Raw genomic sequence first — 24,121 nt, forward strand, 5'->3', positions numbered from 1 at the left:
TCTCCTTTGATGCTTATCTCGCGCTGTCTGCTGATGGGGGCGTGCATCAGGCGCTCGCTCTGCTGACGAGCCGATGGGGGAGCAGGCGCCCGATCAGCGGGGTGTCTGGGGCGTTCAGGCGCTGCAACAGCAACTGGGCGGCCTCGGCACCGAGCTCCTCCATGGGTTGCGCCATGGTGGTGAGCGGTGGATTGAGCTGGGCGGCCATGGGTATGTCATCGAAGCCCATGATGGCGATGTCGTCCGGGATGCGCAGCCCCGCCTCCTGCAAGCGGTGCATCAGGCCTATGGCCAGCGCATCGGCGACGGCGAAGATGGCGGTGGGGCGCTGCGGGCAGTCGAGCAGTTGCTGCGCCGCCTCGGCCCCGGCCAGGAAGCTGAGGCTGGTGACCCGGATATTCCACTCATCCGCCAGCGCGAGGCCGGCTTCTGCCAGGGCCTGGCGGACCCCGGCCTCCCGCTGGCGGGCATAGAGGTAGGCGGGATCCGCGCCTATGAGCGCGATGCGGCTGTGGCCCCGGCTCAGCAGATAGCGGATCGCTTCCGCCGCCGCTCCCTGGTTATCTATGCCCACGTAGGGAACCGGCATGGCGGGGTCAAACTCGCAGCAGGCAACCCAGGGCAGCGCGTTGATCTCCTGGCTCAGTCCCTGCTGGATGGAGTCGGGATCCAGGCAGATGGCGCCGTCGGCTCTGTGGGTGCGCAGCAGCTCGAAGGCCGAGCGCTCCCGGCCCGGATCGGCGCCGGTGTCGCACAGCAGCACGAAGTAGCCGTGCTGGCGGGCTACTCTGTCTATACCGCGCACTATCTCGATGTAGAAAGGGTTGCCGAGGTCGGGCACCATGATGAGCAGCAGCCAGCTTCTGGCGGTGCGCAGGCTGTTGGCCAGCTGATTGACGCGATAGCCGAGCTCCTCGACGGCGCGGTTGACCTTGGCCTGGGTCTTGCCGGTGACGCCCTCCTGATGGTTCAGCACCCTGGAGACGGTGGCGACCGACACCCCGGCCCGCGCCGCGACGGCGGCCATGGAGACGGGATTGACGGGGGCGGGGGAGCGGCGCATTCCTGGTTCCTGTGGTTGAAATGTAATCGATTACATTTTTAGGTGACACAGGGACAGTTCGCAAGGTGGAAGTAACAAAAAAATAACAATCAGATATCGCGTTGATATTGTGCGTATTTTTAATGGCGATTTTGCTGCGAAGGGGGCTGAGTGGGGGGAACGAATAAAAAAAGCCCGTCATATCAATGACGGGCTTTTGCACTAGGTACCCCGGAGATGCCGTTGCCGGTTTGGGCCCTTGAACCGTGAGTTCAAGGCGGAGTCCTAAACTGGCCGCAGGCTTCTCGGTCGGGCCGAGCATGCGCAATAGTCAGAAGATAGAACTCCTGTTGGGTATGATTATCGGCTCGGGGACTTGAACCGGCTGACGCACACCCCAGGGAATTTTAAAACGGGTCGCGCTTAGGGCTTAAGGCCCTCATCGCTGGAATCACCATATTGTCCGTGCTCGATCAAGGCCGCTTCTATGGTGCGCTGCAGCATCTTGATCCGCTTGTCCATGGTCTCAGAGTATTGGTGGTTCTTGTCTTTTTCAAGGCAGAGCTCATGACAGAAATTGAGCGCTGCCATGATGGCAAGCTGTTCATTGCTGGAGACCTTGGAGCGTTGACGCAGCTCGATAAGCTTGTCACTCAGCTGGTCGGCGGCCTGGCGCAGGGCATCCTGTTGTCCCAAGGGACAGGATACCTTGTAGGGACGTCCCAAAATGACGATTTCTACGGCCTCTATGCTCATGCCTTCCTCAATACGGCGGGGCTGATTCCCGCCTTTATCCACGTGGACAACTGGGCGGGACTATATAGCGCAGATGCAGAAGTTTCAAGGCCTTGCTGGCTCTGGGAGGGGGAGAATGCTAGGATCTCGGCCATAATTTTTGCATATTTGCCTGAACTTTGAGCGGATCTTCGATGAGCAAAACGAACCCCCTGAAATACGCGGCCGTGGCCGACCTGATGGAGCAGCACGAGCTGATGGCGACGGCTGTCGAGGCCCATGGCGTGATCTGCGGCCTGGTGTGCGGTGGCGTGGTACTGGATGACAAGAGCTGGCTGCCCCCTTTCAACGATCTGATCAACGATGGTTTCGGCCTGCCGGCGCCGGTGCGCCAGGTGATGACAGATCTCTATCAGGGTGTCATCGAGAGCCTGATGGCGCAAAAAGGGGTCGAACTGCTGCTGCCAAGCGACGAGGCGCCGCTCGACGAGCGTATCGACGCCCTGGTGGACTGGTCCCAGGCCTTCCTGGCCGGTTTCGGCGTGGTGCAGCAGGAGCTCTCCAAGGCCTCCGAGGAGCTGCAGGAGATGATCCAGGACATCGCCAGCATCACCCAGGTCTCCGCGGAGTTCGATCAGGAGGATGACGAGAACGAAGCCTCCTTCCTGGTGCTCTACGAACACGTGCGCCTCGGGGTCATGATGGCGTTCGAGGAGTTTGGCAAGCGCCCGGATACCCCGAGCGCCCCACCGACCCTGCACTGAATACCGCAAGAGTCCCCACACTGACATAGAAAAGAGCGCCTGATGGCGCTCTTTTTAGGTGACGGCTCTGCCCGGGGGGAGGGGGCGCTCGGCGCCGTCTTGCGGGCCAACTGACGGTGCCAAATCGGTTTTTTGCCCGTGGCCTCGCATCCCGTCTCCCGGCTTTGTGATAGCATTGGCCCACGTTTTTAGCCTATGCCCTCTTCTCATGTCTCATTCTGATCCGGTTCACGTCGACGTGGCTATCGTCGGCGGTGGTATGAGCGGTGCCGTGCTGGCCCTCTCCCTCGCCGCCCTGAAAGGGCCGAGCGGTGCCCCCCTGCAGATCCTGCTGCTGGAGGCGAGCGCCCCCGAACTTCATCGCCATCCCGGCTTCGATGCCCGCGCCATCGCGCTCTCCGCCGGCACCTGCGAGGCGCTGGCCTGTCACGGGCTCTGGTCCCGTTTTGCCCCTCACTGCGCCCCCATCACCCATATCCATGTCTCGGATCGGGGCCACTGCGGCCAGACCCGGCTCACGGCGGCGCAGTTTGGTCTGCCTGCCCTCGGCCAGGTGATCGAACTCTCTGCCGCTGGCATAGAGCTGCAGCAGGCGATGGACGCCACCGCGAACATCAGGCTGTGCTGTCCGGCGCAGCTTTCGACCATAGCGCCGCAGGAGGAGGGGGTGACCCTGACCCTCGCCAGCGGCGAGCGCTACCAGACTCGGCTGCTGGTGGCGGCCGATGGGGGCAACTCCTTCGTGCGCCAGCACTTCAAGCTACCGGTCAGTCGCCATGACTATGAGCAGAGCGCCATCATCGCCACGGTCAAGACCGCCGAGGATCCCGCCGGCCGGGCCTTCGAGCGTTTCACCGAAGGGGGCCCGCTGGCGCTGCTGCCCATGCAGGAGGGGCTCTCCTCCCTGGTGTGGAGCGTCGCACGGGACGAGGCGCAGGCCCTGATGGCGCTGGATGACGCCGCCTTTCTGGCCCGCCTGCAGCAGGCCTTCGGCTGGCGGCTCGGGCGCTTCGTGCGCACCGGGGCGCGTCACCTCTACCCCCTGGTGTTGACGGTGGCCGACTATCCGCTGGCCCAGCGTACCGTGCTGGTGGGCAATGCCGCCCATCTGCTGCACCCCATCGCCGGCCAGGGCTTCAATCTCGGCATGCGCGACCTGGACTTGCTCACCCAGGCGGTGGCCCGGGCCCTCGCGGCCGGGGAGGACATCGGCAGTTTCGAGGTGCTGAACGCATACTGGCAGCGGCGCAAGGGAGATCAGGAGCAGACCATCTGGCTCACCTCCTCCCTGGCCCAGCTCTTCTCCAACGGCCATGCGCCCCTGGTGGCTGGCCGCAATCTGGCGCTCTCCCTGATGGGGCGACTGCCCTGGCTGCAGGCGCCGCTCGCCTCCCGCACCCTGGGGTTCGTCGCCGACCTGTGTCGAAAATGAGGTGTGCCGAGAAGAGGCCGCAGCGGATAACTTGATGAGGGGATGCCAGCGGGCGTCCCCCTGCTGATCCCGGCGATCAGCCACCAAAGGATAGAGATGATGCAGATGCAAAATGTGGATGTGGTGATTGTGGGGGGTGGCATGGTGGGCCTTGGGCTCGCCGCCGCCCTCAAGAACAGTGCGCTCAAGGTCGCCATCGTCGAGGGGCAGTTGCCCGACACCGGGCTCGGGGAGGCACCGGACAACAGGGTCAGCGCCCTTAGCCTCGCCAGCCAGCGCATCTTGCAGGGGGTCGGTGCCTGGGACGGGATAGTGGCGCGGCGCCTGCAACCCTATGGCAGCATGGAGGTGTGGGAGCAGGACAGCTTCGGCCATATCGGCTTCGATGCCGCCAGCTTGCGTCAACCGGCACTCGGCCACATAGTCGAAAACCGGGTCATCCAGCTGGCGCTGCTCGATGCCATTGCGGGGGCGAGCAACATCAGCCTGCTCACCCCGGCCCGGGCCCAGAGCCTGCAGGTGAGCGATGCAGGAGCCCTGCTGCTGCTGGAAGATGGCCGCGCCCTCTCGGCTAAAGTGGTGGTGGCCGCCGACGGTGCCCACTCCTGGGTGCGCCGCCAGGCGGACATACCGCTCACCAGCTGGGACTACGGCCACCACGCCCTGGTGGCGACGGTGCGAAGTGCCGAGCCCCACGAGGCGGTGGCCCGCCAGATCTTCACCCCCGACGGCCCGCTCGCCTTCCTGCCCCTGTGGCAACCCGACCTCTGCTCCATCGTCTGGTCGGTGCCCGCCGTACGGGCCGAGGCGCTGTGCGCCCTGGATGACGAAGGGTTCAATCGCCAGCTCACCGCCGCCTTTGATGGGCGGCTGGGACTGTGCAAGGTGGAGGGGGCCCGCAGCGCCATCCCGCTCACCGCACGCTATGCCCGGGACTTTGCCCGCGAGCGGCTGGTGCTGGTGGGGGACGCGGCCCACACCATACACCCGCTGGCGGGGCAGGGGGTCAACCTGGGCCTGCTGGATGCGGCGGCCCTGGCCGAGCAGCTCCTCAAGAGCCAGAGCTCGGGGGCGGATATCGGCCTGCTGGCCAACCTGCGCGGCTATGAGCGCTGGCGCAAGAGCGAGGCTGCCCGCATGTTGGCGGCGATGGAAGGGCTCAAGCGGCTATTTGGTGGCAGCCACCCCCTCAAGAAGCTGGTGCGCGGGGTGGGACTGCGGGCCGTTGATGGTCTGGCGCCGCTCAAACAAGGGGTTATTCGGGCCGCCATGGGGTTAGAGGGTGAGCTGCCCGCCCTGGCCAAGGGTGAAAAAATCTAATCTTACTCCCGGGTTTTGACAATAAAACTAATCTGACAAGGCTGAATGCCCCTCCGGGGTGTCAGCCTTTAATGTTGGCGGGAAGCGAAACGTTTTTCTGTAAATTGTGACGTAACGGTAAAAATCAACATTAAATCTCGCGCATGCCGGGTTTGTACTGTTTTTATCACTGTTTTTGTCTTAGTGTCTGGTGTCAGTTTGTCGGGGCGGTATTAGTTTTTTTTGAGCGGCACCCAGGCGCTCTTGTCATATAATCCGCACCGTTCAAGGAATCACTCCTGCCCCACGGGTGGGAACGAGCACAGACCTTGTAGTCCGCCCTCCCGCTGTGCTGGGGAGCCGGAGCGGATTGCGAGCGTTGTCGCGAACGCTTAAGGAAACACAGCGATGATCCAGACTACTGTACTGCATCCCAAACACCTGGAAGCTGGCGCCAAGATGGTGGACTTCCACGGTTGGGAAATGCCCATCAACTACGGCTCCCAGCTGGAAGAGCACCACGCGGTGCGCAGCGATGCGGGCATGTTCGATGTCTCCCACATGACCATAGTCGACCTGACCGGCGAGCGGGTCAAAGCCTTCCTGCAACACCTGCTGGCCAACGACGTGGCCAAGCTCACCGTCCCCGGCAAGGCCCTCTACAGCGGCATGCTCAACCCGGAAGGCGGCGTCATCGATGACCTCATCACCTATTTCCTGACCGATACCTTCTACCGCCTGGTGGTGAACTCCGCCACCCGCGAGAAGGATCTGGCCTGGATCCGTCACCACGCCATCGACTTTGGGGTGAGCGTGACCGAGCGCCCGGAGCTTGCCATGATCGCGGTGCAGGGCCCCCACGCCAAGGCCAAGGCGGCCAAGGTGTTCACCCCCGAGCAAAATGCGGCTGTCGAAGGCATGAAGCCCTTCTTCGGTGTGCAGGCCGGTGATCTCTTCATCGCCACCACAGGCTACACAGGCGAAGATGGCTACGAAATCGTGGTCCCCCAGGAGAAGGCGTGCGATCTGTGGCAGGCCCTGCTGGACAACGGCGTGGCCCCCTGCGGCCTCGGCGCCCGTGACACCCTGCGTCTGGAAGCGGGCATGAACCTCTACGGCCAGGACATGGACGAGTCAATCTCCCCCCTGGCCGCCAACATGGCCTGGACCCTGGCCTGGGAGCCTGCCTCCCGCCAGTTTATCGGTCGCGCCGCCCTGGAAGACCAGAAGGCCGCCGGCACTAGCCCTAAGCTGGTGGGTCTGGTGATGATCGATAAAGGGGTGCTGCGTGCCGGCATGCCGGTCACCTTCACCACAGCAAGCGGCGAGACTCGGGAGGGGGTGATCACCTCCGGCTCCTTCTCCCCCACCCTGGGCTACAGCATCGCCCTGGCGCGGGTGCCCCGCGACATCGGCGCTGAAGCCCAGGTGGAGATCCGCAAGAAGCTGGTCACCGTCAAAGTCACCAAGCCGGCCTTCGTGCGCAACGGCCAGCCCCTGGTGTAATCATTGATTGCGGCGAAGGGTGTCCCTTCGCCGACCCCATTTTGTTGAAGCGATCCAAGAGCATAAAGGAAGCACAAATGAGCCATATCCCGAGCGAACTGAAATATGCCACCTCCCACGAGTGGGTCCGTGTTGAAGCCAACGGCGAGGCCGTGATCGGTATCACCGAGCACGCCCAGGATCTGCTGGGAGACATGGTGTTCGTCGATCTGCCGGAAGTGGGCAAGCAAGTGAGTGCCGGCGAAGATTGCGCCGTGGCCGAGTCGGTGAAAGCCGCCTCCGACATCTACAGCCCGGTGAGTGGCGAGATCCTGGCCATCAACGAAGAGCTGGAAGGCAGCCCCGAGCTGGTCAACTCCGACCCCTACGGTGCCGGCTGGCTGTTCCGCATCAAGCTGGATGACGCGGGCGAGCTCGCCAACCTGCTGGATGCCGAAGGCTACCAGAACGTGGTGGACGAAGAGTAATGCCCCCGGGCCCTGCCAACACAGCAGGGCCCCTTTGTATGACCGCCAGCCGGGCACACGCCGGCCGGTGGAAGGGTGAAATCGCCCGCGCCTGCCCTTTGCCAGCCTGGCCTTGCCAGGGGGCAAGCGGGTCGGTACGCCACAAGGCGATCCCCTGTCGATGCTGTCGCAGCATCCGGCGCCGCACCCTGTCTGCGGGGCCCAGAACATGAGTGGAGTCGGTATCCGCCGACGATCAGGAACATCAGGTCTTGGTTATCAGGATTTCATACCAGGACTTATTTACCAGGAAATAGGGAAATGACCCAGTCACTGTTTGAACTCGAGCAAAAAACCGATTTCATCCGTCGCCACATAGGCCCGGGTGAGGAAGAAGTGCGGGCTCTGCTCGCCACCGTGGGCGCCGAGAGCCTGGACGATCTGATTGAGCAGACGGTCCCTGCCGCCATCCGCCGCCTGGGCCCGCTCGGTATCGGCGCCCCCATGACCGAAGTGGAAGCCCTGGCCAAGCTCAAGGGCTATGCGGCCAAGAACCAGATCGCCAAGAGCTACATCGGCATGGGCTATCACGACACCCACGTGCCCCACGTCATCTTGCGCAACGTGCTGGAAAACCCGGGCTGGTACACCGCCTACACCCCCTATCAGCCGGAGCTGGCCCAGGGCCGTCTCGAGGCGCTGCTCAACTTCCAGCAGCTCACCCTGGACTTGACCGGCATGGATCTGGCGAGCGCCTCCCTGCTCGATGAAGCCACCGCCGCCGCCGAAGCCATGGCGCTGGCCAAGCGCATGGCCAAGTCCAAGTCCAATCTCTTCTTCGTGGCCGACGACGTTCACCCCCAGGTGATCGACGTGGTCAAGGAGCGCGCCGTGCACTTCGGTTTCGACGTGGCCGTGGGCCCCGCCTCTGACGCTGTGAGCGAGGAGGTGTTCGGTGCCATGTTCCAGTACCCGTCCACCACCGGGAATGTGACCGATCTGCGCTCCCTGATCGCCGCTGTCCAGGCCCAGAAGGGACTGGCCTGCGTCGGTACCGACATGCTCTCCCTGCTGCTGCTCAAATCCCCGGGTGAACTGGGGGCCGACGTGGTGTTCGGCAGTGCCCAGCGCTTCGGCGTGCCCATGGGTTACGGTGGCCCCCACGCCGCCTTCTTCGCCACCCGCGATGCCTACAAGCGCTCCATGCCGGGCCGCATCATAGGCGTCTCCAAGGATGCCCGTGGCAAGAGTGCCCTGCGCATGGCGATGCAGACCCGCGAGCAGCATATCCGCCGCGAGAAGGCGAACTCCAACATCTGTACCGCCCAGGTGCTGCTGGCCAACATGGCGAGCTTCTACGCCGTCTATCACGGCCCTGTGGGGCTGAAAACCATAGCCTCCCGGGTGCACCGCCTGACCAGCATCCTGGCGCTGGGGCTCACCGCCAAGGGGCTGACCCTCAAGCACGACAGCTGGTTCGATACCCTCACAGTGCTGACCGCGGGCAAATCCGAGCTGATCGCCAAGGCCGAAGGGCTGGGCATCAACCTGCGCGCCGATCTGGACGGTGCGGTCGGCGTGTCCCTCTCCGAGACCACCACCCGCGATGACGTGGCCGAGCTGTTCGACCTCTTCCTCGGTCAGGGCCATGGCCTGGATGTCGCGGCCCTGGATGCCAAGGCCCAGGCTCACCACGGCATCCCGCAGGAGCTGCTGCGCACCGACGCCGTGCTGACCCACGAGGTGTTCAACAAGTACCACTCCGAGACCGAGATGCTGCGCTACATCCACCGTCTCGAAGCCAAGGATCTGGCCCTGAACTACGCCATGATCTCCCTGGGCTCCTGCACCATGAAGCTCAACGCCACCGCCGAGATGATCCCGGTGACCTGGCCCGAGTTTGGCAAGCTGCACCCCTTCGCTCCGCTGGCCCAGACCCAGGGTTACCAGCTGCTGCTGGCAGACCTCGAAGACTGGCTGGTGAAGGTGACAGGTTACGATGCAGTCTGCATGCAGCCGAACTCCGGCGCCCAGGGCGAATACGCCGGTCTGCTTGCCATCAAGAAGTACCACGAGTCCCGCGGCGAAGGGCATCGCGATGTCTGCCTCATTCCGGCTTCGGCCCACGGCACCAACCCGGCCTCAGCCCAGATGGCGGGCCTCAAGGTCATCGTCACCGCCTGCGACAAGTTCGGTAACGTCGATCTCGATGATCTGCGTGCCAAGGCCGCCGAGGTGGGGGATCAACTCTCCTGCCTGATGGTGACCTACCCCTCCACCCACGGGGTGTACGAGGAGACCATCAAGGAGGTGTGCGACATCGTTCACCAATATGGCGGTCAGGTGTACCTCGACGGCGCCAATATGAACGCCCAGGTGGGCCTCACTGCACCGGGCTTTATCGGCGCTGACGTGTCGCACCTCAACCTGCACAAGACCTTCGCCATTCCCCATGGCGGTGGCGGCCCGGGCATGGGCCCCATAGGCGTGAAGCAGCACCTGGCACCCTTCGTGGCCGGTCATGCGGTGGTCAAGACCGACAAGGAGAGCCGTGACAACGGCGCCGTCTCGGCGGCACCCTTCGGTTCGGCCAGCATTTTGCCCATCAGCTGGATGTACATCGCCATGCTGGGGGACGAGGGGCTGAAAAAATCCACCCAGGTCGCCATCCTCAACGCCAACTACCTGGCCAAGAAGCTGGGGGAATCCTTCCCCGTGCTCTATACCGGGCGCAACGGCCGGGTGGCTCACGAGTGCATCCTGGACATCCGCCCGCTCAAAGAAGCCAGTGGCATCAGCGAGATGGACGTGGCCAAGCGCCTGATGGACTACGGCTTCCACGCGCCGACCATGAGCTTCCCGGTGGCGGGGACCCTGATGGTCGAGCCGACCGAGTCGGAATCCAAGCGTGAGCTGGACCGCTTCGTTGAGGCGATGACCGCCATTCGCGCCGAGATAGCCCGGGTGCAGGACGGCCACTGGAGCCTGACCGACAACCCTCTGGTCAATGCGCCCCACACCCAGGATGACGTCATGGACGAGCAGTGGAGCCGCGGTTACACCCGCGCCGAAGCTGTCTTCCCGTCCGAGGCCGTGCGCGCCAGCAAGCTGTGGCCCTCGGTCAACCGCATCGACGACGTCTACGGCGATCGCAACCTGTTCTGCTCCTGCGTTCCGACCGAGGATTACGCCAAGTAATAGCGGCGCTGATCACGGCCATTTAAGTTGGAAACCGTGACATTGAAGTTGGAAACCGACCATTTAAGTTGGAAACTAAAAGGCCCTGCAAAAGCAGGGCCTTTTTTATGTTTGGTTTGATAAAATGTAATTAAATTACAAATGAAGAATTTATTAGACCGTTGTTAGTAGAACAGTAACATTCATATATCAAGGGCGCGGTATACTTGATAAAAAAGTTTGCGTTATTACTCAAATCTCCCTATCGGGTTAACCACTGGCATGGTTCCAAAGGGTAATCTGGGTACCGAAGGGGGTCTAACGATAGGCACATGAAGGGGAGAAACAACTTACCAACACATTATGGTAACAGCATCTGCCATTCACAACACCAAGTATGCGATGTTCAGTCGTGGGCATTGCACCTAAACATTGAGCTAACGCAAGCATAGCTCAGATAATCCAAACAATCCTAACTTGAAAATTCACTTCGATACCTCTTTTTTGGTATGATGGCGGAGTTCTTTGTTTCCCTCATATTTATTTCCTGAGTGTAATCATGATCGTAATTATCGACCCTTTTTTCAGCAAAGATGCCATATTGCGAACTTGTTACGGGTTTGCAGGCAACTTTAATTTCGAAATTAAAATGAAAAGTGGAATGTATTTCATTACTGTTGCGGCATTAGATAGCACCCCGATAGCCAGCGACTTTGAGGCTGAATTTAAAAATGCGCTGATTGACCACGAGTTGCGGGTAGTGATTGAGGAAAAAACGAAGGTAGTGAAAGAGGCGTTGGTGTGTGCTGCGCTGCGTGAAGCATGGAGCGAACCGGTTAATGCACAATAGATTTAAAAATAAAGCCTATTTTGCTGACAAAGATAAAGACTATACACTGTTTCCCTTTAACTTTGAGCGCTTGAGTCAAGATGAAATACTCATCGTCAATGCAGTTGGTGAGTTTTCATTAATTCAGGATCTTGCACTGCAAGACTTGGTGGCTGGCGAACTGCCAACTAACACTGAGTTATATCAAGAGTTAAAACGAAAGAGTTTCTTGGCGAGCTCTGAGGATTCATATGCGTTGCGCTGTTTATCTGCCAAATACAGGCAGCGCAAATCTTTCCTCAGTGGCGGGCCTGGACTGCATATCTTTGTGATCACATTACGTTGTGGAAATTCTTGCGAGTATTGTCAGGCGAGCCGCAAATCAGTGGCCTCGTCACAGTACGACATGTCACAAGAGACGGCCAGAAATGCGGTAGATCGGGTGTTCGAATCACCCAACCAACGCATCACCATTGAGTTTCAGGGAGGTGAGCCTTTGCTCGCCTTCGATTTAATTAAATTTATCGTGGACTACGCTCACGAAAAAAACAGTGTGCATGGCAAGAGCCTCGTGTTTGTCATTGCCACTAGCCTGCAATACATTACCGATGAGATGCTGGATTTTATCAAGCACCATAGTATTCAGATCTCAACGTCGCTGGATGGCCCAGAAGCGCTACACAACAAAAATCGGCCATCCTCTTGTGGTAATAGCTATCAAAGTACCCTTGCGGGTATTCGAAAGGTGAGAGAGGCCATTGGCGAAGAGGCCATCGCCGCCATGACTACCATCACCAAAGACAGTCTACCTTTTCACCAGGAGATCGTAGATGAGTATGTGAAGCATGGCTTCCATTCGATATTCTTACGGCCGCTCAACATGTATGGCTTTGCCGTCAAAAAGGAAAGCAAGGTCAGTTATACCGCTGCCGATTATTTCGCGTTTTATCAAAAGAGCCTGCAATACATCATCGATATCAATAAAGCAGGCTACTACCTAGATGAAGTCACGGCGTCCTTGGCACTGAACAACATGCTGACCGGACGTGCGGTGGGCTATGTGGATCTGCGCTCGCCCTGTGGCGATGGCACCGGGGTGCTGGTCTATCACTACAACAGCTATGTATACCCGTCCGATGAAGCCCGAATGCTCTATGACATGGGCGATAACAAATTCTGTTTGGGCTCAGTAGAGGCGCCCTATGTGGAGCTGATTTCGTCGGATGTGATGGGTGAGATATTGATGAGCGGGGTGGCCGAATCCCTTCCGGCTTGCGCCTATTGCGCCTATTTACCCTACTGTGGTGCCAACCCCATCCAGAACTATTCCCGTACTGGCGACCTGGGTGGACACAGGGCTAAGAATGACTTTTGCAATAAGCAGAAACCGTTGTATCGCCACTTGTTCAGCCTCCTTGAAGAGAACAAGGATGTATTCACTTCATGGGTCACAAGGGGTAAGTGAGCGATGAGCTTCAAACTGAAATTAAGAGCGGTCATTCATTATCCCTCTACAACTCGCCGCCCGTTGCGGGTAACGACAGTTGATAGCTACATCGCCACAGGAAGATCACCGGACGAGTTATGCCTGATCTACCCCGACGGGCAATATAGAGGCGAAGCCCTGCTTTCCATCAAGTGGGGGGCTATTGTCATTTATGACCATGCAACCCCGCTTTTTGACGGTCAAATCATTCACGTCACCGAGGAAGGCGAGCGCCTTGACGATGGCGACATCATTGTGACGTTAACGGATGCCGTGTATATCGCCTACAAGCAGCGCAGTGGCTCCAACTCACTGTTCCTGACAGAGCGGTGCGATAACTTCTGCATCATGTGCTCGCAGCCGCCGAAAAATGTGGATGACGCTTGGCGGGTGAATGATGCACTGGACATCATTGATTTGTTGGACGATGAGCCGCGTACTTTGGGGATCAGCGGCGGTGAACCGACGACGTTAGGGGCGGATTTTTTGAAAATTCTGACCCATTGCCACCAGAAATTGCCGCAAACCCAGCTTCATGTTTTGACCAATGGAAAAAACCTGAGTAATAGGGAGCTGATCGATGAGATTCAGCAGATTGGGCATGAGCGGGTGCTATGGGGTGTCCCATTGTATGGGGCAATGGCCCTCGATCACGATTACCATGTGCAGTCTCGCGGGGCATTCAATCAGACTATCAACGGCCTCTATCACCTAAAAACGATTGAGCAGTCCATCGAACTGCGGATCGTCTTGACGAAAGATGTACTCAGAAATATCGAAGCGCTGTGTGAGTTTATTGTCAGAAATTTATCGTTTGTCTCTTTTGTTGCCCTTATGGGGATCGAATTAACGGGCTTTGCCAAGCAAAATTACGCTACGGTGTACTCTCCCATTGCTGAGCATTTGCCCGCGTTAAGCTCTGCCATGAATACCCTGAAAATGAATAATGTGCAGTACTGCCTTTACAATATTCCGCATTGTCACTTGCCGCTGAGTTTGCGCGATTTTGCCGCGCAAAGTATTTCCGACTGGAAAAATGGATTCCCGCAAGGTTGTGACGATTGTGCTTCGAAGGCTGTCTGCTGTGGCTTCTTTGCGTCGAACCTTGATCACAAGTCAGGTGTTTTAACTAAATCATTATGTAGTGTTGATGATGACTCTTATATTGGAGTAATAAATTTGTTATGAAAAAACTAATGTCCACGTTGCAGCGTTGGGGTGTACTGGGTCTGGGTGTGCTAAGTGGGCATGGGGTCACGGCTAGCGAAGCGCATCTCTCCGATGACGCCTTCAATCAGTTGAACTTAGACAACTTGCCCAACATGGAAGCCTCGTTGAACATGGATGTGAACAACCTCTATGCAGGCCACCGTTCACATCGCTCGCACAGTTCACATCGCTCGCACTCCAGTCATCGTTCTCACTACTCAGGCTACGGCACCTCGACCTATTCGGCCCCTGTCGCTGTGCCTTCGCGAGCATATGGCAGCAGTGTAAACAGCCTTAACCAAAGCTTGCAGGACCCTCTCGAAGTCACTTCACCAGCCAGACGGCTGACAGCCAATGATAGCGCCATGATGGATCTGGTCATGCGGGTGCAATTAGCACTGTTCACCAAAGGCTATGATGTAGGTACTATCGATGGCAAGATTGGCCCGAAAACCCGCGCCCAGATAAAACGCTATCAGAGTGATAACAGGTTAAGTAGTACGGGAACACTGACGACCTCCTTACTCACAAGTTTGGGTATTCAAATTCAGTGAGTCATCCGGGCATTCTTAACTTAATTTAAAAAGGATTACAGATGAAAAAAATAACAATCACTCTAGTTTTTTTTTCTGCAATAATGTCTTCTAATATTTATGCATGGGAAGGTGTTGACAATGATTCTGGGAGTGACATTGAGATTGAAAGCGGTAATTTAGTAAGAGCTGGGGAGGAAATTGAATATTATGACCATGATTCTGGAGAGTATCGTTCAGCGGATGTTGAGAGTGTAGAGTCTAGTGGTAGTGGTGCAGAGGTAGAAGTATATGATCATGAATCAGGTGAATATCGGACATTTGAAATGGAATGACTTCGCAGTTTCACTTGGGTAATACCTCTAATCGGTTGAGCACCGTGTCCTGACCAGCTAAGGAGGGGGCGAATAAATGTCCTCTACAATAAAATTGGAATTTTTAGTCCTTAAAATTCAATTGGTTATAAAGGCATGGCATTGTGTTTGGTGGCTTATTCGCATCATCCCCCAGTGGGGGCGCTGTTCCCCCCATGGCCGGATCACGCTCAACCCACACCTCGTCAAAGCGTCCCGCGAGTGTATCGATTACGTCATCCTGCACGAGCTTTGCCATATCGCCGAGCACAACCACAGCGAGCAGTTTTACCGGCTGATGAGTCAGGTGATGCCAGGTTGGGAAAAGACCAAAGAGCGATTGGACGGGATGGCGGCTCGATTGTTGGCGTAAGTTATCTAATCGCCAGTCACTCCCACAGCCCGGCAGGTTACCCTTGCCGGGCTGTTTCTTTGGTACTGATGCCGTCTATTGATCCTCAAAGGAGCCCTCTCATGGCCGAAAGGCCATTTTTTCTGTGCAGAGCAATCAATAGCCTCAGAATTATGCTCTATATCAGCCGCCCGCTTATGTCTAAATTGGAATAAAAAAACTTGTACTTATTATTTATAAAAATAAATATGCACTATTGTGTGTATTTATGCATATATAAATAAGGTTGTGTTTTTAAAAGAAAAATGTGAAAAACAGATGTGTGTGGAATTTTCGCCACAGCAGCATCAGTTAATATTTATAAAAATAAATAATATAAAACAACATCTTACGTTCATTCTTGTTGTTGACGATCCCCTGCCTGCTGACTAGGTTGTATGCAAGTCAGATAGGAGAGGTCATGAAACAAAAGATGGTTAAGCAGCCAATTATCACAGATGCGGAAATCGCCAAAACGGAGCGATACAACCGAGACATCCAGGTTTGGGGGTATCGGCCCTGGGTCACAGTGCGACAGTCCCATACCTATGGTCAGGGGCAGATTGTATTTAGCCACAAAACGGGTCGTGAGCATCATCTTCTCAGCCGTGGCGAGCGGCTGCCCTTTTTCTGTCTTGAGCATGACCCAACCGTGATCGACATTCTGGAGCAATATCCGCTACCGCTGCATCAGACGTTGGAAATTGCTGCATCTCTGAACATTGTCCATCCTGGTAATTACAAAGAGAGGGGCAATCATGGTGGTCGTATCCCAGCAAAAACAATGACCCAAGATTTTGTCATTATTCGGAAAGCAGAGGCAGGACATATTCTAACACCATATGGCTTTAAATATTCTGATGCGCTTGACCCAGCAATCACAAGTCCGCGAGTCGTCAATCGCACTCTGGCAAAGGAAAGAATTGCCATTGAGTTTTGGCGTACCCAAAATACCGACCATGTGTTGATAACAGAGAAGAATTTTGATGCCACCGTTATTTACAATTTAGAGTTTCTGCGAGAATGTTTTGATGAGGCTGAACTGATTCAGGTTTCGGGTGAATTTTATGCCAATGTTATTGTTCGGTTTAGACACCACATGGTGGCAACCCCTTTATCCACGCTGCTGATGTTAATCCAACAAGTAGCCTACGAACTAAATATTGATAAATTGCAGGTGCAGTGCTTGTTCCAACACGCGGTTTATACCGGTCGTTTGAACATCGATTTAACACAACGAATCGAGTTATACCTTCCTCTGCCAGTAATACGGAGGTCTAATGCGGGTTAACCAAAAGATCGTGTCTGATACCAAGAATAGGTCCGAGTTGCTGATCATTGATATCTGCTGGGATACAATGAGGCTAGCTGTAACTGAATTGCTTCTCGATTCACCGAAACGGCCATTTACCTTGTCGCTTGACGAAGTTAAAAATGATATTTGTCAAGGACGTAGACATATAGCAGATCATGATTTTCCGAAGATCATCTATGAAGCAGATAATAACTTAAGTCCAAACTGGATAAAAAAGCGTGATGAGGGGCTTGCTGCTCTTGAACCCCTGATAAGTGATCCCGAACTGAGGCATCGTTATCTCTATGGTGACTCAAGCGGGATCTTGCAACTACTCATTGAGCACTCAGGAAAAAGTAAAAAGTATGTCACTGGTCAGCTGAATCGCTACTTCCGATGTGGTGGAATGCCCAATGCGCTATTGCCTAATTATTTCGCATGTGGCAAAAATCACCAGTTGCCCACTACATACTTGGAGCTTGAAAAGGGGAAAATTTGTCTTGCATCAAAACGAGGGCGCGAAACGCTTTATGGTAAATCTTACCGTGGTATTACCCAACAAGACATTAAGAATATAGTATTTTTCTCCAAGAAAATCCGCTCAGGGACAGAAGTCCAGCTTTCTAGGTTGTATTTGGATTTTTGTATGGAGTATGCCTCGGCAGAGTTGCGCCCCATGGGAGCCCCGGACGAGGATATTGCTGAACCATTCAAAATGTTACTATCCAGAAATTATCTTATTTCTCCCAAATCATTCAAGCGCCAGCTTACTAAATATGTTGATCAGTTGACGTTTTTGAAAAAGCGGGTGGGCAGTATAAATTATTCTCGAGATTTCGCCGGCAAACCTGGGCTCGCCAGAGCGGGGCTACGAGGGCCGGCATCGCGCTACGAAATTGATAGTACTATTGCAGATATATATATTCGATATTCCTACAGCAAAGATGAACTGGTCAGTATAGGACGACCTGTAATCTATAGTGTTGTCGATAGTTTCAGTGGAATGATTGTGGGACTTCATGTTGGTTTTGATAGTCCTTGTTGGCACGGTGCCAGTCAGGCATTGTTTAATGCTATGAGTAATAAGGTCGAATTTTGTAGGCAGTATGGCTATGAAATAGATGAGTCTGATTGGCCCTGCCAAGAAGTTTGTCGTGAATTAACGTTAGACCGAGGTTCAGAGAATACTGATAGCAATATAACCTCCCTCCTTCGTGGTCAAATTGGTATCACTGTAGGAAATTTTAATGCATATCATCGTGGTGATATGAAAGGCACGGTTGAGAAGAGTTTTGATATTATTCAGTCTCTAGCGATCCCCTTTGACTCTGGCAAGGTTGTAAAATCTCCAAAAAAAGAAGACCAACATGCGTCCCGTAATTCTTTGTATACCTATGAACAGTTTATGGTTCGACTGATAAAATGTATCATATTTACCAACAATAATAGGGAGCGAGTCCTATCTCATAATTTTGAGATGTCGCGAGATGGTGTGCTTTTTACATCTCGCAGTGTTTGGGATTGGGGGCTGGAGCAGGCGATTTTGAAACCAAGAGTGTCAACAGATCGCCTGCGATATGCATTGTTGCCGGAAGCAGAGGCAACAGTTAGGTCTCAGGGAGTGTACTTCAAAGGCCTATATTATAATTGTAATGAAATTGTGCGTAGGGGCTATCTGGACCGAGCCAAAAATATTAGTCGTTTCAAAATAAAGGTTCGATACACCGATATCAGTACCAATCATATCTGGTATGGGGATGACGAAAGTGGAGAGCTCCTCCAACTGGATTTGACTGATCGTAGCGAAGCCTATAAAAACCAAATTTGGGCCAATGTTATGCGTCGCCAAGAGATTGTCAAAGAACAACTGGCTATTCTGGATGAAAGCAGATTTGATGCCCGTGCATTACTGGAAATGGATTTAAAGCAATGTGATGATGCTATTAGAGCAGAAAGTCGCCACCTTAAAAAATCCAACGCTAAAGGCATTCAGCCAGGGATGAAAACCCTCAAGCATGTTGAGGCTGTACAGCAGCGATATAATGAAATGCAAGCCATTTATGCCGATCTGTCTAGGGCCGACAACCGGGAACAAGCCCATCGGCCCGCACCACAGCAATCCAAACAAAATTTGAATGATCCGACAGTAATATCCTTTCAGGAAGACGAACAATGAGCCAGCCAAATTATTATATGCATCCTAATCGACAGTATCGAGACAACCCATTCATTGAGGCGCTGGGTCAGCCGTTAACAATGCAGCAGTTTTATGCAGTCAGCGAGTTTCCTTTTGTTAACAATGTTGATTTGACTGGTGTTGATGCATCGCTTCATGGCTATTATATCCGCACCCAGATAGATCAGTTGAACGATGTTTATGCCGTTCAAGACGAGGCATTTCGATTATATGATGTCATGCGACGCATGATTGAAGCGGGATATGATAAACGCAATCCTCTGCGAACTGATATACGGCGAATACTGACGGCTATCGATAGAGATAAGACCAATCCTAATCAGGTTGCATATTTATCAGGGTTGGATCTCTATTCTGTGTTGCAGAGTTATTTGTTGGTTGGGCTGAGTGGTCGTGGAAAATCATTCATGGTAAGACGCATCCTGAAACTATTTGATCAAGTTATTGAACATCTCAATTATACCGACCACAAAGGGCAGGAACATACGCTTGATCAATCTCAGGTAACGTACCTGTATGTAGAAATTCACGAGCGTCGTGGTCAAAAAGCGCTGCTGTTAAATATGCTGGAGGCGCTGGATGAGGTGACCGGACAGGCATACACTTATGAACACCGTAATAGGTCTGTCAATGAGTTAATTACCATAGTGCGTAAACTCCTTATCGGTCATGGTGTTGGGTTGGTGGTCGTTGATGAGGCCCAAAATTTAGCCAAATCCTCCCGTAATGAAGTTTTAAGTATCAATGAAAAAACGTCGATAAAATTCGTCGAGGAATTGTTCAACCGAGTCGGTGTGCCGATCATGCTGGTAGGAACATTTGCAACGCTATCATTATTTGAGCGTGAAACAACTATCGGTCGGCGAGTGACCAAAAATGGATCTATGTTATTGGCGAGTTGCGATTCTAATAGCTCATTTTGGAACCGTTTTATCCGCCTGCTATGCCAGACTCAATTACTAAAAAATCAATCAACATCGGTAGATATATTGTGTAGGCATATTCATTATCTGAGTATGGGCATTCCGGCAATTGCCAGTAGCCTGGTTAGGGCCACCCTCGCCTATCTCACGTTCCTGGCACCTCAGGATCAAGATCTTTCGATAGCCGCGCTGGACTTAGTTTTTAATCGTGAATTTAGAGTGTTGACCCCGGCGTTAACTGCACTGAGAAAAGGTGATTACCACAAATTTGAGGATTTTGAGCCGATGCTGATGCTGGAGTCGGTGGCGAGTCATTCTGATGTCATGACACAGATAACTCCGCCGCCCGCCATGAACCTGATTCAAGGGGAAGTCGAGCTGAGCGACAAACCCGTATCATCGCAGATTGAGGTACAGAAACGTAAAAAACTGGATCAGTTATCGCCGTCAGTATTGTTAGGACAACTCGGCTACAACCTAGATAAGGCGCAGCCGAAATGATCCTCCATCGTTTAGAGTTGCTGCCGGGCGAACATCTGGGAGCCGTGGCTGGTCGAATGCATGTGCTGAGCATCCATGGGACGTTCACCGCTACGGTAAAAGCGCTGGGTCTGGGTAGTCCACCTATTCGCCCCCAACGATTATCTCATGCCGATGACATGGCCCTCGATGCCATTTTTCGGGCGAAGGGGATAGCGCAGCCCTGGCAGACACATGGCTACGGCCATTATCTGACCCCGTTTTTAAGCCTGCCTGAGCAGGGTATGTTGATGTCTGCGTTGGCGGGCCACACGCCGCTCCGGTTGAGGGTGACCGGTCAGAACAATGTACAGCATCGATACTGGCGTTGGTGTACAGACTGTATTGCCGAGGATCAGGATACTCAGGGCATGCCCTATTACCACCGCGACCATCAATTGCCAGGGGCGTTTCATTGCCATCGGCATCAACGTGGCCTATCCGGACGCTGTGTTGGCTGTGGTTTTGTAGCCATGGTGTTGTCGGAGCTGCCCATTCCTCCCTATGACAACCTCTGCCCGCACTGCGGCCACTGGATGGGGGGATACGATGGTCATTTTACCGAGCGGATGCGTGAAATCGAGTTGGCATCGCTGGCATTGGTCCAGTCGGGTTGCAGCCTCACTCTGTCAACGCTCACAGGTTATGTGAGAGAGGCTATGGGAATCTCGGGCGAGGCGATGCGCACGGTCAAGAGCATCAAAGCGATCAATGCGTGGTTTCAGCAGATGGACGCGCAGTGTGATCCCCAGGCGCTCACTGCGTATTTCACCAATTCAGAGGGGGACGGTCAGGGATGGCAATTACCTCCTCAGCTGCGTAATGCACGGGGCTACCATGAGCAGTCAGCCCGAGATCCGTTGCACCCCTTGGTCCACCTTCTCATGTTGCAGCATGCAGGCGTCGATCTGATGGGGCTCCTGAGGTCTGAGGGCTGACCTTGTGTTGGGCTCGGTAATCCCGGCGTACATCCCTGGTGAGTCGGCCTACAGTTGGGTCTCGCAGTATTTCGTGCAGTCGGCCTACAGTGACCGCAACCGCGTCTGTGACCGTTTGTTCCATCATCCGGCCATTCGTCTGCATCCGTCATTACCAGGTCATATTGAGGCAACGGCCCAGGCAGCGGGAGTGGATCCACAATACCTGCTGCACCATGGTACGGGTTTCCCGCTTTATGCCCTTACGTTGAGAGACAAGCTGCAAGTCGACACCCTGGCATCTGCGATGTTGGGTGAAGGGCAGGGGCTGATGGCCCTGTCAGGACAAGCGGCCAGCAAGCTGGCTTTTGGCGGTGTCTGCCTGAAATGGTGTCCCGCCTGCTTACGAGAGGATGAACAGGACGTAGGATGTGGATATTGGCATACGGCGCATCAACTGTACGGGGTCACGGCCTGTACCAAGCATGCGCTGCGATTGCAAACTCTGGCTGCCAGTGCAGGAGGCATTGATCGGCAACTGCTTCTACCGGATCCCGAGATACCCTGTGAACCATCGCGTCCATCTGAACAGGAAATAAACCTTTCTACATATATCACCGCTCTGCATCGGTATCTGTGCGTCCAGTCGCCAACGGAGTCGCTAGCGGAGCTGTACCAGCGATGGCTCGGGCAACAGGGCTATCTGACGGCCCGAGGCCATCTGCGTAGCCAGCCACTGTTGCAGGCCATGACGGAGTTCTGGCAGGGGTTGTTTGCCGATATAACGCCAATAGTGCCGCCGGGGCTGGCCAACTATCGATACGTCTCGGGGCTGGTGCACGGTGACCGCAGTCACCACTACCTGAAACATGTGATGCTGATGGCGTTTGTGAGTCGCAGCCCAGCGGAGTTCTTCTCCATCGAGGTGCAGCAGGTGTTGCCTGTGCCGCCAGCGCGTGACGCGCAAGCCGTCGAGCGAGCAGTGCTAAGGTGGTTGGCAGAGCCGCTCTCCATGCGTCAGGTCGCCCGCCAGACCGGTTACAGTGTCGGTTATATCAAGCAACTCGCGTTGCGACACAACCACCCCGTCGAACACCGAGCCCAGCGCATCACTGCGGCGGTGGCGCGGGGAATATGGCGGCAGGCGTTCATGGGGGTAAGCCGACAGCAGATCGCCCATTGCCATGGCGTCTCAGTCGGTGCGGTCGAAGCCATCATTCAGAGCCATCAGGGGTTGTCTGATTGGCGGCGGCATCTGGGCAGCGTGCGTAAGCTGCGTGAGCACCGAGATACATTGACGACATACCTGGCACAGCATGTCGATGCCAGTCGCGGTGGCATCGAACAGGCGTGCCGAACGGCATTCAGCTGGCTCTATCGGCATGATCGCTCCTGGCTGTATCAGCAGTTGCCCGCTCCCAAACAGTCTGTCTACCACCCCTCCGTGGATTGGGTACGACGTGACCGGGCACTGGTGGCCCAACTCGAACAGTTGGACGGGGAGGCAAGGTCACTGTCCGCGCTGGAGAGAGCGCTTGGCAGACCGGATTGGCTCAGGAAATACAAAGCTAGATTACCGCTCAGCTATGCGCTGGCTGTGCGACTTGTCGCTGCTTACGCAGCCCAGCATCCCAAACCCTGATGACCACCGGTGATATCGGCACGGCTGTCAGGGGTCAACACGAGGAGTATTGTCATGAAAGTCGAAGCCATCGTCCCCACCACCCAGGTCGTCGATATTCTCTGCGATGTCTGTGGTAGCAGCACGACAACCACCATTGGTACGCAGGAGTTCGGCACGCTGGCTGCGCGCTGGGGGTATGGTTCGCAGCACGATGGTGCGCAATATCAGGTGCATCTTTGCGAAACCTGTTTTTTCGAAGCGCTAGCAAACCTGAGGCAGGCTCACCGGTCGCAGAACATGCTTGCTGAGGACTATCAACCCGCCGATCCGGACACGTTTGGCCAAATTGAGGGAAATCATGAACTTATCTAACGATGAGGCAATTAGCGGCATTATTCGCCTCATGAAATGGGCATAAATGAGGCGATTAGCGCTCGTTATCGAATCATGCGAACTGATCGAAGGAGTTGGCTGAGTCATAGGTGCCCACATATCGAGCTTGTAGTCGGGAAGTGGACAATGGGATATGGCCCCCAGGGCGCGTTGCCAAACGCAGTGAAATACTACCCTTGATGGCCCATCTAGTGGCAAATAGGTTCAGCTTGGTTGGTGGGCTAAATTTTTCGGCAAACTTTCAGAACACTGAACATATAGGTTCTGAATGAGTTCTTTTTTGGCTGTCCGAGCACAGATACGCTGCCACCGGTTGAAAGGGGTGTTTCTGGTATAAAAGATGACATGCACGGTGAATCAATAAGGGACGCCGTGTTCAATTTTTCCAGCAAGGTCGATAACCGCCTGAGCGCCCATCGGTGAGGTAAGCACCTCAGCGGGCGTTTCACCACCTAATCCCCAATCTGGTCGAGCGAGCCAACGCATCGACTTGATAATATCGCCGTTGTGCAGGGATAGGACCGCCTCCATCGCAAGTGCAACCCAGTAAAGGCGATCTCCCTGAGCGGGGGAGAGGTGAGCGCCCTGCCTGATTCGGCGACTCAGCGCATCCCGGCGAATGCCGATCATCGCACAAACAGTACGTGTATCCGACCCTAGCAGAGCAATCAACTTGATGACGACCTCAGGTGAGACTCCGGCGACAATGTGTCGATGAGCCGCCAGCCTATTACGCGGCAGAGCGAGGGATGCAAGAACATCGGTCACAGATGAGCCGCTTGTGGTGGGAACATGGTTAGCACGATTCATGATGCGCTAGCGGTCTCCATATGGCTCAGTTTATGATAGTCGTGAACACTGCCGGACTCAATAAAATCCATCGCTCACGAGTCTATTAGGGTCTCATCTAGTTTGGCGCATTTCGCTGGTTGTTGACGAAAGCGTTGACGCTTTTGTGACGAATCAGGGGCTGATCTAGCGATGAGCCGATTAGGTTCCTGCATCGGCAACGCAGGCGTGTGCCAACTGGTGAGTGGTGTCATCTGATGACG

Annotated in this window: 21 protein-coding genes and 1 other RNA gene; 18 read left to right on the top strand and 4 right to left on the bottom strand. The window is 55.0% G+C overall.

The genetic code is table 11. The features are described 5' to 3' along the window. Positions 1 to 46: 46 nt before the first annotated feature. The 3 genes from AB5Y91_RS00305 to zapA form a co-directional block, all read right to left on the bottom strand. Positions 47 to 1,063: a LacI family DNA-binding transcriptional regulator gene (locus AB5Y91_RS00305; protein ID WP_168235280.1), complete on the bottom strand. Its 1,017-nt coding sequence runs from the start codon at positions 1,061 to 1,063 to the stop codon at positions 47 to 49. Between the two features lie 203 nt (positions 1,064 to 1,266). Continuing rightward, a non-coding RNA gene (ssrS, locus tag AB5Y91_RS00310) (6S RNA) lies at positions 1,267 to 1,449 on the bottom strand. Positions 1,450 to 1,465: 16 nt separating this feature from the next. Next, positions 1,466 to 1,798, bottom strand: coding sequence for a cell division protein ZapA (gene zapA / locus AB5Y91_RS00315; RefSeq protein WP_025327271.1), 333 nt, complete (start codon positions 1,796 to 1,798; stop codon positions 1,466 to 1,468). A gap of 173 nt (positions 1,799 to 1,971) precedes the next feature. On the opposite strand from zapA, the gene AB5Y91_RS00320 reads away from it, so the two are divergent. From AB5Y91_RS00320 to AB5Y91_RS00405, 18 genes are all read left to right on the top strand, one after another. Beyond that, positions 1,972 to 2,541, top strand: a complete 570-nt coding sequence (locus AB5Y91_RS00320) for a UPF0149 family protein (RefSeq protein WP_106886558.1) — start codon at positions 1,972 to 1,974, stop codon at positions 2,539 to 2,541. A gap of 208 nt (positions 2,542 to 2,749) precedes the next feature. Continuing rightward, positions 2,750 to 3,973, top strand: coding sequence for a 2-octaprenyl-6-methoxyphenyl hydroxylase (gene ubiH / locus AB5Y91_RS00325; protein ID WP_368168820.1), 1,224 nt, complete (start codon positions 2,750 to 2,752; stop codon positions 3,971 to 3,973). Between the two features lie 99 nt (positions 3,974 to 4,072). Continuing rightward, positions 4,073 to 5,293 carry an FAD-dependent 2-octaprenylphenol hydroxylase gene (locus tag AB5Y91_RS00330; protein ID WP_368168843.1) on the top strand — a complete coding sequence of 407 codons (1,221 nt, stop codon included), beginning with the start codon at positions 4,073 to 4,075 and terminating at the stop codon, positions 5,291 to 5,293. 387 nt (positions 5,294 to 5,680) lie between these two features. Next, on the top strand, positions 5,681 to 6,778 hold the full coding sequence (gene gcvT, locus AB5Y91_RS00335) for a glycine cleavage system aminomethyltransferase GcvT (RefSeq protein WP_368168821.1): 1,098 nt from the start codon (positions 5,681 to 5,683) through the stop codon (positions 6,776 to 6,778). A gap of 77 nt (positions 6,779 to 6,855) precedes the next feature. Next, on the top strand, positions 6,856 to 7,245 hold the full coding sequence (gene gcvH / locus AB5Y91_RS00340; RefSeq protein WP_025327266.1) for a glycine cleavage system protein GcvH: 390 nt from the start codon (positions 6,856 to 6,858) through the stop codon (positions 7,243 to 7,245). 300 nt (positions 7,246 to 7,545) lie between these two features. Beyond that, positions 7,546 to 10,422, top strand: a complete 2,877-nt coding sequence (gene gcvP / locus AB5Y91_RS00345) for an aminomethyl-transferring glycine dehydrogenase (protein WP_368168822.1) — start codon at positions 7,546 to 7,548, stop codon at positions 10,420 to 10,422. A 538-nt stretch (positions 10,423 to 10,960) separates the two neighbouring features. Then, complete coding sequence (gene hxsD, locus AB5Y91_RS00350; protein ID WP_205598927.1) at positions 10,961 to 11,251, top strand: His-Xaa-Ser system protein HxsD; 291 nt, start codon at positions 10,961 to 10,963, stop codon at positions 11,249 to 11,251. After that, positions 11,241 to 12,695, top strand: a complete 1,455-nt coding sequence (gene hxsB / locus AB5Y91_RS00355; RefSeq protein ID WP_139729361.1) for a His-Xaa-Ser system radical SAM maturase HxsB — start codon at positions 11,241 to 11,243, stop codon at positions 12,693 to 12,695. Before hxsD ends, hxsB begins: the two co-directional genes overlap by 11 nt. Before the next feature lie 3 nt (positions 12,696 to 12,698). Further along, a complete protein-coding gene (hxsC, locus tag AB5Y91_RS00360; RefSeq protein ID WP_163148698.1) occupies positions 12,699 to 13,904 on the top strand; it encodes a His-Xaa-Ser system radical SAM maturase HxsC in 1,206 nt (401 codons plus the stop codon). After that, complete coding sequence (hxsA, locus tag AB5Y91_RS00365) at positions 13,901 to 14,479, top strand: His-Xaa-Ser repeat protein HxsA (RefSeq protein WP_139729363.1); 579 nt, start codon at positions 13,901 to 13,903, stop codon at positions 14,477 to 14,479. Before hxsC ends, hxsA begins: the two co-directional genes overlap by 4 nt. Before the next feature lie 41 nt (positions 14,480 to 14,520). Beyond that, on the top strand, positions 14,521 to 14,793 hold the full coding sequence (locus tag AB5Y91_RS00370; RefSeq protein ID WP_139729364.1) for a DUF5334 family protein: 273 nt from the start codon (positions 14,521 to 14,523) through the stop codon (positions 14,791 to 14,793). 76 nt (positions 14,794 to 14,869) lie between these two features. Continuing rightward, a complete protein-coding gene (locus tag AB5Y91_RS00375; protein WP_139729365.1) occupies positions 14,870 to 15,184 on the top strand; it encodes a M48 family metallopeptidase in 315 nt (104 codons plus the stop codon). A 439-nt stretch (positions 15,185 to 15,623) separates the two neighbouring features. Next, on the top strand, positions 15,624 to 16,493 hold the full coding sequence (locus AB5Y91_RS00380) for a TnsA endonuclease N-terminal domain-containing protein (protein ID WP_139729366.1): 870 nt from the start codon (positions 15,624 to 15,626) through the stop codon (positions 16,491 to 16,493). Between the two features lie 37 nt (positions 16,494 to 16,530). Next, entirely contained in the window at positions 16,531 to 18,672 is a 2,142-nt protein-coding gene (locus AB5Y91_RS00385) for a transposase (protein ID WP_232100188.1), read from the top strand. Further along, positions 18,669 to 20,117 (top strand): ATP-binding protein, encoded by a 1,449-nt coding sequence (locus AB5Y91_RS00390; protein ID WP_163149500.1) that lies wholly within the window; start codon positions 18,669 to 18,671, stop codon positions 20,115 to 20,117. Before AB5Y91_RS00385 ends, AB5Y91_RS00390 begins: the two co-directional genes overlap by 4 nt. Continuing rightward, positions 20,114 to 21,073 (top strand): TniQ family protein, encoded by a 960-nt coding sequence (locus tag AB5Y91_RS00395; protein WP_232100187.1) that lies wholly within the window; start codon positions 20,114 to 20,116, stop codon positions 21,071 to 21,073. The genes AB5Y91_RS00390 and AB5Y91_RS00395 overlap by 4 nt, the downstream gene beginning before the upstream one ends. Positions 21,074 to 21,077: 4 nt before the next feature. Continuing rightward, positions 21,078 to 22,694 (top strand): TnsD family Tn7-like transposition protein, encoded by a 1,617-nt coding sequence (locus AB5Y91_RS00400; protein ID WP_139729369.1) that lies wholly within the window; start codon positions 21,078 to 21,080, stop codon positions 22,692 to 22,694. A gap of 54 nt (positions 22,695 to 22,748) precedes the next feature. Continuing rightward, positions 22,749 to 23,048: a hypothetical protein gene (locus AB5Y91_RS00405; RefSeq protein ID WP_139729370.1), complete on the top strand. Its 300-nt coding sequence runs from the start codon at positions 22,749 to 22,751 to the stop codon at positions 23,046 to 23,048. A gap of 378 nt (positions 23,049 to 23,426) precedes the next feature. Here the strand turns inward: AB5Y91_RS00405 and AB5Y91_RS00410 are convergent, their stop codons facing one another. Beyond that, entirely contained in the window at positions 23,427 to 23,879 is a 453-nt protein-coding gene (locus AB5Y91_RS00410) for an antitoxin Xre/MbcA/ParS toxin-binding domain-containing protein (protein WP_139729371.1), read from the bottom strand. Positions 23,880 to 24,121: the final 242 nt, after the last annotated feature.

This window comes from Aeromonas sp. R4-3 (assembly GCF_040908275.1).
In the GTDB taxonomy this organism is placed as follows: Bacteria; Pseudomonadota; Gammaproteobacteria; order Enterobacterales; family Aeromonadaceae; genus Aeromonas; species Aeromonas rivipollensis.